Below are 12141 nucleotides of genomic sequence, written 5' to 3' on the forward strand. Positions count from 1 at the left end.
GTCAGCCCTCCGTTCCGGTGCTCTCGGCCGGAGCGGACGCGGCGGCAGGAGCCTCGGCCTTGGGGGCCTCGGCAGCCGGCGTCGACTGCGGCTTACGACCGCGACCGCCACGCTCGCCACCGCGGCCACCACGGGCCGGGCGGTCGTTGCGGGCCGGGCGGTTGCCCGCACGGGCCGCGGCGTTCTCGGCGCGAACCTCGGCGATGTTCTTGACGTCGCCCTTGTAGATCCAGACCTTCACGCCGATCCGGCCGAAGGTCGTCTTGGCCTCGAAGAAGCCGTAGTCCACGTTCGCGCGGAGCGTGTGCAGGGGCACACGGCCCTCGCGGTAGAACTCCGAGCGGGACATCTCGGCGCCGCCGAGGCGACCGCCGCACTGGATCTTGATGCCCTTGGCGCCGGCCTTCATGGAGGACTGCATGCTCTTGCGCATGGCCCGCCGGAAGGAGACGCGGCTGGAGAGCTGCTCGGCGACGGCCTGGGCCACGAGCTGAGCGTCGACCTCGGGGTTCTTGACCTCGAGGATGTTCAGCTGGACCTGCTTGCCGGTGAGCTTCTCCAGCTCGCCGCGGATGCGGTCGGCCTCCGCGCCGCGACGGCCGATGACGATGCCCGGCCGGGCGGTGTGGATGTCGACGCGGACGCGGTCACGGGTGCGCTCGATCTCCACCTTCGAGATACCGGCGCGCTCCATGCCCTTCGTCATCATGCGACGAATGGCGACGTCTTCCTTGACGTAGTCCTTGTACAGCTTGTCGGCGTACCACCGCGACTTGAAGTCGGTGGTGATGCCGAGCCGGAACCCGTGCGGGTTTACCTTCTGGCCCATTACCGGGTTCCTTCCTTGGCGCTGACGACCACGGTGATGTGGCTGGTCCGCTTGCGAATCCGGTAGGCGCGGCCCTGGGCGCGCGGACGGAAACGCTTGAGCGTCGGGCCCTCGTCGACGTACGCCTCGCTGATGACCAGCGTGGAGGCGTCGGTGTGGTCGTAGTTGTGCGCGGCGTTGGCGATGGCGCTGTCCAGCACCTTGCCAACGGGCTCACTCGCGGCCTGCGGGGCGAAGCGCAGGACCGCCTGGGCCTCCGTGGCGTCCATGCCACGGATGAGGTCCACCACACGGCGGGCCTTCATGGGCGTGACGCGGATGTACCGCGCCTGGGCCCTGGCTTCCATGGTTGTCCCTTCAGTGTCTGTCATTGGTCATTCACCCCGCTTTAGCGGCGCTTCGACTTCCGGTCGTCCTTGACGTGACCCCGGAAGGTGCGCGTCGGCGAGAACTCGCCGAGCTTGTGGCCGACCATGGACTCGGTGACAAACACCGGGATGTGGGTCTTGCCGTTGTGCACCGCGATCGTGTGGCCGAGCATGGCCGGGACGATCATCGAGCGACGGGACCAGGTCTTGATGACGTTCTTGGTGCCGGCTTCGTTCTGTACGTCCACCTTCTTGATGAGGTGGTCGTCGACGAAGGGCCCCTTCTTGAGACTGCGCGGCATCTAAACCCGCTCCTAGCGCTTCTTGTTCGTCTTGCGGCGGCGGACGATGTACTTGCTGCTCGCCTTCTTGGGAGAGCGCGTACGACCCTCCTTCTGACCCCAGGGGCTGACCGGGTGGCGACCACCGGAGGTCTTGCCCTCACCACCACCGTGGGGGTGGTCAACCGGGTTCATCGCCACACCGCGAACGGTCGGGCGCACGCCCAGCCAGCGCTTGCGGCCGGCCTTGCCCCAGTTGATGTTCGACTGCTCGGCGTTGCCGACCTCACCGACGGTGGCGCGGCAGCGCGCGTCCACCATGCGGATCTCGCCGGACGGCATACGGAGGGTCGCCATGGCGCCCTCACGCGCGAGCAGCTGCACGGAGGCACCGGCGGAGCGGGCGAACTTCGCGCCGCCACCGGGGCGGAGCTCGATCGCGTGCACCGTCGTACCGACCGGGATGTGACGCAGCGGCAGGTTGTTGCCGGGCTTGATGTCGGCGCCCTGGCCGTTCTCGACCCGGTCGCCCTGCTGGAGGCCACGCGGCGCGATGATGTAGCGCTTCTCGCCGTCGGCGTAGTGCAGCAGCGCGATGCGCGCGGTGCGGTTCGGGTCGTACTCGATGTGCGCGACCTTCGCCGGCACGCCGTCCTTGTCGTGACGACGGAAGTCGATCACTCGGTAGGCGCGCTTGTGTCCGCCACCCTGGTGGCGAACGGTCACACGACCGGCGTTGTTACGGCCGCCCTTGCTGTGCAGCGGGCGGACCAGCGACTTCTCCGGCGTGGACCGCGTGACCTCGACGAAGTCGGCGACGCTGGAGCCACGACGGCCCGGAGTCGTCGGCTTGTACTTGCGGATACCCATTCTTAAGTCCTCGTCCGATATCGAACGATCCGGACCTCCGTCAGGAGGTCGGACCGCCGAAGATGTCGATACGGTCGCCCTCGGCGAGGGTCACGATCGCGCGCTTGCTGTCCGCACGCTTGCCGAAGCCGGTGCGGGTGCGCTTGCGCTTGCCCTGGCGGTTGATCGTGTTGACCCCGGTGACCTTGACCTCGAAGACCGCCTGGACGGCCTGCTTGATCTGGGTCTTGTTGGCCCGCGGGTCGACGATGAAGGTGTACTTGCCCTCGTCGAGCAGCGCGTAGCTCTTCTCCGAGACGACCGGACGCAGGAGGACGTCACGGGGGTCCGTGAAGCTCTTGCTCAGCGGCGTCTCGACGGTGTTCTTGCCCTCGGCCTCGTGGCGGCGCGCCTTGGCGACGCGCGCGGCCTTGGCGGCCTTGGCCGCCTTCGAGGCGATGCTCGGGTGACGCGTGGCCATCAGGCGTCACTCCCTTCCTTGTCGTTGGCCTGCGGGCCGGCGACGAAGGACTCGAAAGCGGCCTGGGTGAAGACCACGTCGTCCGAGACGAGAACGTCGTACGTGTTCAGCTGGCCCGGCTCCAGGATGTGCACCCGGGGCAGGTTGCGGGCGGAGAGCCACGCGGCCTCGTCGGAGCGCTCGGCGACCAGGAGCAGGTTCTTGCGCTCCGAGATCTTGCCGAACAGCGTCTTCGCGGCCTTCGTGGAGATCTCGCCCTCGATCACGCCGGAGACGACGTGGATGCGCGCGTTGCGGGCCCGGTCGGAGAGGGCACCGCGCAGGGCGGCGGCCTTCATCTTCTTCGGGGTGCGCTGCGAGTAGTCACGCGGCACGGGACCGTGCACGACGCCACCACCGGCGAACTGCGGGGCGCGGGTCGAACCCTGGCGGGCACGGCCGGTGCCCTTCTGGCGGTACGGCTTCTTGCCGCCGCCGCGGACCTCGCCACGCGTCTTCGTCTTGTGCGTGCCCTGGCGGGCAGCGGCCAGCTGAGCGACGACGACCTGGTGGATCAGCGGAACGCTGACCTTCGCGTCGAAGATCTCCGCGGGGAGCTCGACGGTCCCGGCCTTGTCGCCCGCGGGCGAAAGGATGTCAACAGTGCTCATCGTTACCTCAGGCCCCCTTGGCCGCGGTGCGGACCAGGACGAGGCCGCCGTTCGGACCGGGGACGGCGCCCTTGATGAGCAGCAGACCCTTCTCCGCGTCAACGGCGTGGACGGTCAGGTTCTGGGTGGTGACCCGCTCGTTGCCCATGCGGCCCGCCATGCGCAGGCCCTTGAACACGCGGCCCGGGGTGGCGCAGCCACCGATGGAACCGGGCGAGCGGTGCTTGCGCTGGGTGCCGTGCCCGGCGCCGAGGCCCTTGAAGTTGTGACGCTTCATGACACCGGCGAAGCCCTTGCCCTTGCTCTTGCCGGTGACGTCGACCTTCACGCCCGACTCGAAGGTCTCGGCGGTGACTTCCTGGCCGAGGGTGTACTCGGAGGAGTCCGAGGTACGGATCTCGACGAGGTGGCGGCGGGGGGTCACGTCGGCCTTGGCGAAGTGGCCCTTGAGGGGCTTGTTCACCTTGCGCGGGTCGATCTCGCCGAAGGCGATCTGGACCGACTCGTAGCCGTCGCTGTCGTTCGTACGCACCTGGGTCACGACACAGGGACCGGCCTTGACGACGGTCACCGGGACAACGCGGTTGTTGTCGTCCCACACCTGCGTCATACCGAGCTTCTCGCCCAGGATGCCCTTGATCTGCTTCGTCATTCTCAGATCACCGGCCCTCAGAGCTTGATCTCGATGTCGACGCCGGCCGGGAGGTCGAGTCGCATCAGGGAGTCAACGGTCTTGGGCGTCGGGTCGAGGATGTCGATCAGGCGCTTGTGGGTACGCATCTCGAAGTGCTCGCGCGAGTCCTTGTACTTGTGCGGCGACTTGATGACGCAGTACACGTTCTTCTCAGTGGGCAGCGGCACCGGGCCCGCGACCGACGCACCAGTACGCGTCACCGTCTCGACGATCTTCTTCGCCGAGGAGTCGATGACCTCGTGGTCGTAGGCCTTGAGCCGGATGCGGATCTTCTGTCCCGCCATGGCTACTTGGTAGTCCTGTCTCTCGTCACGCTCTTGCGGCCTGGGGATCCTGTCTGCTTCCCTCCGGCACACGCGGTCGGGCGTGTCGCATTGCCGCCAACAGCGAACCGCTGGGGTTTTGCGATCGTGACCGCGGGATTCGGGGAGGAGCCTCCACCAGGGCGCCTGGTCGGCACCGCGCCTTGCTTCCCGGAAGATTCCCGTACGTCCGGCCCTCAACAGGGCCGACGAGTACCGTGGGACTCGCTTCCGGTCCTCCCGGCGGGAGGCGCGCAGCATCGGCACTCAACCGAGCAACCTGGTCAGTGTGCCACACGAAGCGAGCCGGTCGCCAATCGGGCCGGACAGCTTACCCCGGGCGGGGTGGGCTTCAAACGGGGGTGCGGGACGGTCGGCCGACCAGGGGGCACGGACGGGGCCGACCGGGGGGCGAAGTCAACCGAATGGCCCTGTTTCGCTCGTCCTGACGAAGATCCGGCATATGCCGGTGTGATGGGCGTACGGACCACTTAGCGTGACGCCATGGTGACCGCACCACACGAAGCCCTGCACCGGGTCTTCCTTCAGGACAAGACCCTCTACGCCCGCGTCCTGCGCCTCTTCGGCGTGGAGGTCGGGGAACCCGCCGAGGTCCGCGAGGAGAAGACGGACCTCACCGAGGCGAGACCGCTGGAACGGCGCGTCGACAACCTGCTGCGCGTCAAGGACAGCGGCGGCGGCGAGTACCTGGTCGCGCTCGAATCGCAGACCAGAGTGGACCCGCTCAAACCGGCGGCCTGGGCGTACTACGCCTCGTTCCTCATGAGCAAGTACGGCGTACCCGTCGTCCTGCTCGTCGCGACGCAGAGCCGCCGGGTGTCCGCGTGGGCCGACCGGCCCCACGATCACGGCATCGCCGACTGGCCCACCCTCACCGTCCGCCCCCTCGTGGTCGGCCCCGACACGCTCGCCCCGCTCACGGACCCGGAGGCGGCCCGCCGGGACCTCGCCCTGTCGGCGCTGACCGTCATGACACACGCCACATCCCCGACCGTCGGTGCCACAATCAAGGTGATGTGCGCCGCACTGCGCGACAGCGCCGAAACGGAAGCACTCGTCTGGGCGGAGCTGATCGCCCAGGGCCTCAGCAAGAGCCCTGCCGGAAAAACGTGGAGGAACATCATGGCCGTCGACATGTCGTTCTGGTCGTCCCCGGTGAGCGAGGAGATCAGGGAAGAGGGACGCGCGGAAGGCCGGGCGAAGGGCCGGGCCGAGGGCCGGGCGGAAGGTCGCGCGGAGGGCCAGGTGCTCTCGCTGTTCAAGGTGCTGCGCTCCCGGGGCATCGACGTACCCGACGAGACCCGCACGCGCATCGAGTCCTGCACCGACACCGCGACCCTCGACACATGGATGGACCGCGCCCTGACCGCCACCACCCTGCCCGAGGTCTTGCGGGACGAGGAGTGAGCGCCGCTCTGCCGCCGATCGCTCCCTGCGCCACGGCATACGTCGGGCGCTCCTGATCGGGCAGGGCCGGGAGGCGGACGCCGCCGAACCGGTGCTCCGGGCTGGCCCTGCGCGGATGTGACGTGCCCGGCGCCACGCGGGGCACGGGGAGGTGGACACACCTCTGGCTCGACAGGGCTCTCGTCCGGACCACCGTCGCCGACGTCTTCGGCCCGCACGAGCGGCCCACCGCTGAGCCCGCCGCCCTCCCGGCGGGCTCAGTACTTGCCGTCGACCGGGAGCCAGTCGGACCAGGCGTCAGGGACGTAGAACTTCTGGGTGCCGGAGTCGTAGCGCAGGGCGCGGAGCTGAATGTTGCCCTTCTCCCAGTAGTCGTAGTCGCACCTGACCCAGTGGTTCACGCCCGCCTTGTTGACGCAGACGCGGGAGGCGCGGCCGTAGTCGGTGTAGACACCGCCCGCCGCCGACATGCCGTCCTTCTTGGTGTCCAGGACCCAGACCACGTCGCCGTGCGGGACGAAGCAGACGGTCGAGCCGTAGGCGACCGTCGTGCCGATGCAGGAGGGGGCGGCCGTCGTCTCCTCCGCCGCACGGGTCGCCTCGGCGTCCGGACCGCTCTCCGCGAAGGGACCCTGCGTGCCCATGTCCACGCCCTCGACGGTTTCGGGGACCTCCTCGCTTGCGTGCGCGGACCCCGTGCCGAGGAGCCCGCAACCGAGCGCCGCCGCACCGGCCAGAGCCCCCCACCTGCCGAGACGGCGTCCTCGCACTGTGCCCACTCCCCGGGATCGGTCCCCTGCGTACGACAAGTGATCGTAGCCATCGGGAAAAGTGAAGAAAAGATGATGGTCGCGATCACTCCGCGCGGGACAGAACGAACGATCTCCCTCAGGGCCTTCTGCGGGCCCGGCGGACGGCCAGGGGCCACGGCGGGGCAAGGCTCGGGGCTCTGGCGGGCAGAGGGCGGGGACCACGGCGGGGCAGGCCTCGGGACCCCGGCCCGGCAGAGCGTGACGACCCCGGCCCAGCAGACTGCGGGACCCCGCCTCGGCCTCGGGAACCCGGCGGGGCGGACCCCGGCAACCCCGGAGGCCCGAGGACTTAGGCCCCGCCTTGGGAAGCCGAGCGGGACGGCGGGGGCGACGCTTCCCGCATGGATCGCCCGGCCCCGGGCCGGCCTCGCCGCCGGGCCGCCCTCGCGGGACTCCGTCCCCGCCCCCGGCGCACCACTCCGCCCCAGGGCCCGGCGCGGGACTCGCCCAAGGCCCGGCGCGGGAGCCACCTCCGGCCCCCTGCCCCTCCTCCCCACCCCTCGACTGGGAAGCCCTCCGGGCTGAACTCCGCCTCCGCCCACCTCAGTTCGCCTCCGCGAGTCCTCTCGCCGTCGCCTTCAGCAGCCTCGTCACCCTCTCGTCCAGGCCGTAGGCCGTGTGTGCCCACTCGGGGTGCTCCGCGTAGAGGGCGGCGAGCGTGGCCGTGGGGTGGGCGATCTGCCAGGCGTGGGCGGTCTGGGCGGCGGTGGCCGCGATCAGGTCGGCGACCTGGGGGGCCGTCATCACGCCCGCTGCGGCGAGCGCGTCCGACATCGCCGCTACCGAGGCGAAGGAGAGCTGCTTGTAGCGGCGGGCGCGCTCCAGGGGGACCTCGTCCTCCAGGCTCAGCGGGATGTGCGTGAAGAGATCGCACAACAGGGGGCGCGCGAGGAGGCCCGTGGCGAGCACTTCCGCCGTCTCGTCCGGGCTCAGCCCCGTGGCGGCCCTCGCACGGCGCAGCACCTCCTCGCGCCAGTCGACCCACTCGCGTTCGGCGAGTTCGAGGAGGAGTTCCTCCTTGCTGGCGAAGTAGCGACGGATCGCCGAGGGGTGGAGCCCGGCGGCTTCCGTGACCGCCGCGAGCGTGAGGCACCGCACTCCCCCGGCCTGAGCCGCGAGCCGGCGAGCGGCGTCGAGGAGGTCCTCGGCGCGCTGCTGCTTGGCCTCCTGGGAGCGGGCGCGGCGGTGGGTGGGCATGGAACCAAATCTAGCGTCCGGGCGAGGGCGTCAGCGGCTAACGCGCGCCGCGTGCGTTAACTATGGATGCGGGTGTAGCGTGGCGGACAGATAACGCACCCAACATGCGTTAAGTGCTCTCTCCCTCTCCCGGAGGCTCCTCCCATGTCCCAGGTCTTCCTCGTCACCGGCTCCTCGCGCGGTCTCGGCCGCGCGCTCGTCGAGACCGCCCTCAAGGCGGGTCACCGCGTGCTCGCCACGGCGCGCGATCCCCGCGCGCTCGACGACATGCGCGCCGCGTACGGGGACGCGCTCGCCACGAGCCGGCACGACGTGACCGACCCGGCCGCCGCCGAGCGCGTCGTGGCCGAGGCGGTCGAGCGCTTCGGGCGGCTCGATGTTCTCGTCAACAACGCGGGGCAGGCGGATCTCGTCACGATCGAGGACACCGACATCGACGTCTTCCGGCGGCAGATGGACACGAACTTCTACGGGGTTGTGTACACGAGCCGCGCGGTGCTGCCCGTGCTGCGGGAGCAGGGCGGCGGGCACATCGTCCAGGTCTCCTCGGTCGGGGGACGCGTCGCGAGCCCGGGGCTCTCGGCGTACCAGTCGGCGAAGTGGGCCGTGGGCGGCTTCTCCGAGGTGCTGGCGGCCGAGACGGCCTCGTTCGGCGTCAAGGTCACGGTCATCGAGCCGGGCGGCATGCGGACCGACTGGGGCGCGGCGTCGATGAGGGTCCCGGAGGCCAGCGGCCCGTACCAGGATCTGATGGCCGAGGCCGCGAAGCTGCGGAAGGACTTCGACACCCGCGCGCCCGGCGACCCCGTCCGCGTCGCCCGGGCGATCCTGACGGTCGCCTCGCTCGACGAGCCCCCCGTGCGTCTCCTCCTCGGCAGCGACGCCTACGCGTACGGACGCGCCGCCTGGTCGGGCCGCGTCGCGGAGGACGCGAAGTGGGAGGAACTGAGCCGCTCGACGGACTTCCCGACGACGGAGCGATGAGGGGCTCGGGGCAGGCGGGCGGCGGGCATTGACAGCCGCCCGTCCCTCGCCCCGGCTCCTCCCGGAGTGGGTGGAGCGGCGTGGACCGGGCGCCTCACTCCTTCGGGTGAGGCGCGGTCGGGCGGGGCCTTGCGGGTGCCCGGGGGCGGCCGCCGGGGCGGCGGCCGGAGGGATCCCGTTCGGCTAGCGTGCCGCGCATGACCGACCTCCGTGTCGATCTCGCGTTGCTCGGCCGGTCAGCCGACCGGCTCGCCCGGCTCCAACGCGAGTTCCGCGACATCGACGACCGCGCCGATCACCTCGCCCGGCTCGTCGGCTCCGCCGAACTCGCCTCGGCCGTAGGCGAGTTCGCCGACAACTGGGACGACAACCGCAGCCGCCTCCTCACCTCCCTCGACACCGTGGGCCACCTCCTCACCCACAGCCGCGACTCCTTCCTCGCGCTCGACGCCGGTCTCTCCGGTGTCGCCCCGCGCACCTGAAGCCCGTGCCCAGGCCCCCCGTCGACTGGCACCCGCTGTGCACCCACGATCCCCTCCCCGGCGACCCCGCGGCCCTGCGCGCCGAGGCCGCCCACCTCCGTGCCGTCGCCGAGCGGCTCCACGAGCAGGCCGAGGCCCTCCGCCTCATCGGGGACGACGAGGTCCTGCGCGGCCGGTACGCCGACTCCCTGCGCGAGCACACCCACGACCTCGCCGCCCGGCTCGCCACCGCGGCGACCCGCTACGCCCGCGTCCACCGCGCCCTCGACTCCTGGGCCGGCACCCTCCACCACCTCCGCTCCGCCGCCGCCCGCCTCCTCGACGAGGCCCGCGCGGCGGGCGAACCCGGCCTCCCCCCGCTCCGCGCCCGGCTCTCCCACCTCACCGAGGAGTACGAGGACGAGGCCGCGCGCCACGCCCGCCTCGTCCGCACCGCCGTCGACGACGCCCTCGCCGACTCCCTCTACGACGACTTCGCCGTGCCCGCCGCCGCGTTCGTCTCGCGCGTACTCGCCTCCGACACCCTCGACGACTTCGTCGACGCGCTCGGCTGGGCGGCGACGCTCGCCGGTTTCGCCGCGATGTTCTTCCCTGCCCTCGGGCCGCTCGCCCTCGGCGCGAGCCTGTCCGTCGCCGCCCTCCACCTCGCGCAGGCCGCGACGGGGACGTGCTCCTGGTTCGACGTCGTCCTCGACATCGTCGCCCTGAAGTTCGCCCGCGACGGAGTGCTGGCCGCTCGCGCCGTCGGCTTGCTCCAGGGCTCGGCCCGTACGACGGCGGCCGGACTCGCCTCGGACGCGGCCCGGGGGCGGGCGCGGGGTGCCACGAGCGGGGCGCGGCGCGCTGCCGCGCGGCGGGCGCGGCGGCGGGGCGGGGGTGTCTCCGGCACGAAGCGGCGCGCCGCCCGCGCGAGGCGGCTGCGGCTGGAGGAGCGGGTCCGCCGCGCCGGGCTCCGCGCGGGCGAGGAGGTCCACGCGGCCCCCCTCCCCCAGATCACCGGCCGCGAGCGGACTCTCGCCCTGGGGGACGTGGAGACGGGCCGCCGGGCCAAGGACGTACAGAACCTGAGCGCGCGCCACCCCGAACACGGGGAACTGCGGGCGACCGACGCCGAGGCGCGGAGGAGGCTGCGCGAGATGCGGGGCTCCTGGGCCGGAAGCACGGCACTGGACCTCGGGGACAAGACCGGGGACGACCTGACGGGCGGCCTGTACGGAGGGATGAAGGACCGGATGAGGACGGGGGGCGGCTGATGGCACGGGAGGGGACCGCAGGGGAGGGGATGGCGGCGGACGGTACGGCGGCGCGGCGGGGGGTGGGGCTGGAGGGGATGGCGGGGCCGGAGGGGGCGACCAGGCCGGGACGGATCGGCGGGGCAGAGCGGATGGCGGGGCCAGAACGGGCGGAGAGGCCGGTGAAGGGGGAGCCACCGGTCGGGCAGGGGCAGCCCAGCGGACAAGCGCCGCCGAGCGAGCAGAAGCCGTCCGCCGCCCCTCAGCCCCCAGGCAAGCAAGGGCGGCCCACCGCCGTACAAGGCCGATGGGTGAGGCGGGGACGCCGAACCGAGCAAGCACGGCCGGTGAGACAGGAGCGGCCGACCGGACAAGCGCCCCTGTTCAAGCAGGCCCAATCCACCAGGCAGGCACGGCAGATGATCCGAGCGCGGCTGGACGGGCACGTGCCGCCCGCCGCGCAACCGTCACCCCCCGGGCAAGTGCCCTCGCCCGCACAGCCGTCGCCCACCGCCCCGTCGGCCCCCGCCCAGCAAGCGCAGCCGGCCGTCCCGCACCCGCGCCCCACACCCACCGAGCCGATCACCGCCACGCCATCCCCCAGCAGCCCCTCCCCCGGTGAGAAGCCCCCCAGCGCCCCCGTCACCGGGTACCGCCTCTTCCTCACCGCCCCCTGGGAGAAGGTCTCCGCCGAGGACAGCGCGGGGTGGGGTGCTCTCGGGGGTCTCGCCGGCGGGGTGGACGTGTACCGGCCCGCCGCCGGGTCGGGGGTGCCCGCGGCCCTGGTCGTCGGGCTGGGGGACGGGGTGCCCGGGACCGGGTGGGAGGCCGCCGAGGTGGCGGGCGGGCGGGCCGTGCGGCGCGAGCGGCCGGTGACGGCGCACGAGCGGCTGCCGGTGTCCGGGCGCCGGGTCGAGTACGCGGTGAAGGTGCCCGGCGGGCGCGGGCGTTGGTGCGTGGCGGTGTTCTCGGTCCTGGACGTGGCGGAGCCGCTGGGCGCGACGCTCGTCGAGTGGTTCGACACGGCCATGGGGACCTTCGGCTGGACCTACGACTGAGCCCCCGGACGCGGAAGCGCCCCCGTGCGGGTGCCTACGGCCAGGGCCCCGGCGCCGAAGTCCCCCGCCCGCGCGTACAGGCCACCGGCTCCACCCTGAGGACCCCCATGCGCACGCAGGCCCCACCCGTCCGTACGGCCACCGGCCGCACGCCGAAGGCCCCCGCCCGTACGGACAGGGGCCAAGAGGCGGCTGCGGGCAGGGTCAGCGGTGCGTGGAGCGGGCACGGTCCAGGGCCGCCACGCCGACCGCGGCGAGCACGACCTGGATCGCGATCTCTATCCAGTCGATGCCCTTCGTGTCGGCCACGCCGAAGGCCGCCGCGATGAACGTCCCGACGAGGGCGGCGACGATACCGACCAGGATCGTCCAGATGATGCCGATGTGCTGGCGGCCGGGGACGACCAGGCGGCCCAGGATGCCGATCACGATGCCGATGATGACGGCGCTGATGAACCCTGAGATCTCCATGGCTTCTGCTTCCTCTGTTGTCG

16 protein-coding genes are annotated in these 12141 nt (G+C 71.7%); 5 read left to right on the forward strand and 11 right to left on the reverse strand.

Going from position 1 to position 12141, the window contains the following annotated elements:
• Position 1: 1 nt before the first annotated feature.
• The 8 genes from rpsC to rpsJ are packed head-to-tail and all read right to left on the reverse strand — an operon-like array spanning position 2 to position 4436.
• Positions 2 to 829 carry a 30S ribosomal protein S3 gene (rpsC, locus tag IF99_RS0100795; protein WP_030994301.1) on the reverse strand — a complete coding sequence of 276 codons (828 nt, stop codon included), beginning with the start codon at positions 827 to 829 and terminating at the stop codon, positions 2 to 4.
• The gene (gene rplV / locus IF99_RS0100800) at positions 829 to 1176 is read right to left on the reverse strand and encodes a 50S ribosomal protein L22 (RefSeq protein WP_010266243.1); all 348 of its coding nucleotides are present in this window, start codon (positions 1174 to 1176) and stop codon (positions 829 to 831) included. Before rplV ends, rpsC begins: the two co-directional genes overlap by 1 nt.
• Before the next feature lie 41 nt (positions 1177 to 1217).
• Positions 1218 to 1499 (reverse strand): 30S ribosomal protein S19, encoded by a 282-nt coding sequence (rpsS, locus tag IF99_RS0100805; RefSeq protein ID WP_003948639.1) that lies wholly within the window; start codon positions 1497 to 1499, stop codon positions 1218 to 1220.
• A gap of 12 nt (positions 1500 to 1511) precedes the next feature.
• On the reverse strand, positions 1512 to 2348 hold the full coding sequence (rplB, locus tag IF99_RS0100810; protein WP_008747478.1) for a 50S ribosomal protein L2: 837 nt from the start codon (positions 2346 to 2348) through the stop codon (positions 1512 to 1514).
• 40 nt (positions 2349 to 2388) lie between these two features.
• Complete coding sequence (gene rplW, locus IF99_RS0100815) at positions 2389 to 2808, reverse strand: 50S ribosomal protein L23 (RefSeq protein WP_007825983.1); 420 nt, start codon at positions 2806 to 2808, stop codon at positions 2389 to 2391.
• Positions 2808 to 3458 (reverse strand): 50S ribosomal protein L4, encoded by a 651-nt coding sequence (rplD, locus tag IF99_RS0100820; protein ID WP_030994302.1) that lies wholly within the window; start codon positions 3456 to 3458, stop codon positions 2808 to 2810. Before rplD ends, rplW begins: the two co-directional genes overlap by 1 nt.
• Positions 3459 to 3465: 7 nt before the next feature.
• Positions 3466 to 4110 carry a 50S ribosomal protein L3 gene (gene rplC, locus IF99_RS0100825; RefSeq protein ID WP_007825980.1) on the reverse strand — a complete coding sequence of 215 codons (645 nt, stop codon included), beginning with the start codon at positions 4108 to 4110 and terminating at the stop codon, positions 3466 to 3468.
• Between the two features lie 17 nt (positions 4111 to 4127).
• Positions 4128 to 4436: a 30S ribosomal protein S10 gene (gene rpsJ / locus IF99_RS0100830; protein WP_003948644.1), complete on the reverse strand. Its 309-nt coding sequence runs from the start codon at positions 4434 to 4436 to the stop codon at positions 4128 to 4130.
• Positions 4437 to 4958: 522 nt separating this feature from the next.
• Between rpsJ and IF99_RS33865 the strand changes: the two genes are divergently transcribed.
• The gene (locus tag IF99_RS33865; RefSeq protein ID WP_030994303.1) at positions 4959 to 5882 is read left to right on the forward strand and encodes a hypothetical protein; all 924 of its coding nucleotides are present in this window, start codon (positions 4959 to 4961) and stop codon (positions 5880 to 5882) included.
• A gap of 257 nt (positions 5883 to 6139) precedes the next feature.
• Here the strand turns inward: IF99_RS33865 and IF99_RS0100840 are convergent, their stop codons facing one another.
• Both IF99_RS0100840 and IF99_RS0100845 read right to left on the reverse strand, forming a co-directional pair.
• Positions 6140 to 6661, reverse strand: a complete 522-nt coding sequence (locus IF99_RS0100840) for a hypothetical protein (protein WP_030994304.1) — start codon at positions 6659 to 6661, stop codon at positions 6140 to 6142.
• 576 nt (positions 6662 to 7237) lie between these two features.
• Entirely contained in the window at positions 7238 to 7891 is a 654-nt protein-coding gene (locus tag IF99_RS0100845; protein ID WP_030994305.1) for a TetR family transcriptional regulator, read from the reverse strand.
• Positions 7892 to 8035: 144 nt separating this feature from the next.
• On the opposite strand from IF99_RS0100845, the gene IF99_RS0100850 reads away from it, so the two are divergent.
• The 4 genes from IF99_RS0100850 (at position 8036) to IF99_RS34595 (ending at position 11647) form a co-directional block, all read left to right on the forward strand.
• Positions 8036 to 8875, forward strand: coding sequence for an SDR family NAD(P)-dependent oxidoreductase (locus IF99_RS0100850; RefSeq protein ID WP_030994306.1), 840 nt, complete (start codon positions 8036 to 8038; stop codon positions 8873 to 8875).
• 197 nt (positions 8876 to 9072) lie between these two features.
• Complete coding sequence (locus IF99_RS0100855) at positions 9073 to 9357, forward strand: hypothetical protein (RefSeq protein ID WP_234340536.1); 285 nt, start codon at positions 9073 to 9075, stop codon at positions 9355 to 9357.
• Positions 9358 to 9362: 5 nt separating this feature from the next.
• Positions 9363 to 10610 carry a hypothetical protein gene (locus IF99_RS33870; RefSeq protein ID WP_030994308.1) on the forward strand — a complete coding sequence of 416 codons (1248 nt, stop codon included), beginning with the start codon at positions 9363 to 9365 and terminating at the stop codon, positions 10608 to 10610.
• Positions 10611 to 11008: 398 nt separating this feature from the next.
• The gene (locus IF99_RS34595) at positions 11009 to 11647 is read left to right on the forward strand and encodes a hypothetical protein (protein WP_234340537.1); all 639 of its coding nucleotides are present in this window, start codon (positions 11009 to 11011) and stop codon (positions 11645 to 11647) included.
• A 204-nt stretch (positions 11648 to 11851) separates the two neighbouring features.
• Here IF99_RS34595 and IF99_RS0100870 read toward each other — a convergent pair whose 3' ends face one another.
• The gene (locus IF99_RS0100870; RefSeq protein WP_030994310.1) at positions 11852 to 12118 is read right to left on the reverse strand and encodes a GlsB/YeaQ/YmgE family stress response membrane protein; all 267 of its coding nucleotides are present in this window, start codon (positions 12116 to 12118) and stop codon (positions 11852 to 11854) included.
• Positions 12119 to 12141: the final 23 nt, after the last annotated feature.

This window comes from Streptomyces sp. NRRL F-5630 (assembly GCF_000719475.1).
In the GTDB taxonomy this organism is placed as follows: domain Bacteria; phylum Actinomycetota; class Actinomycetes; order Streptomycetales; family Streptomycetaceae; genus Streptomyces.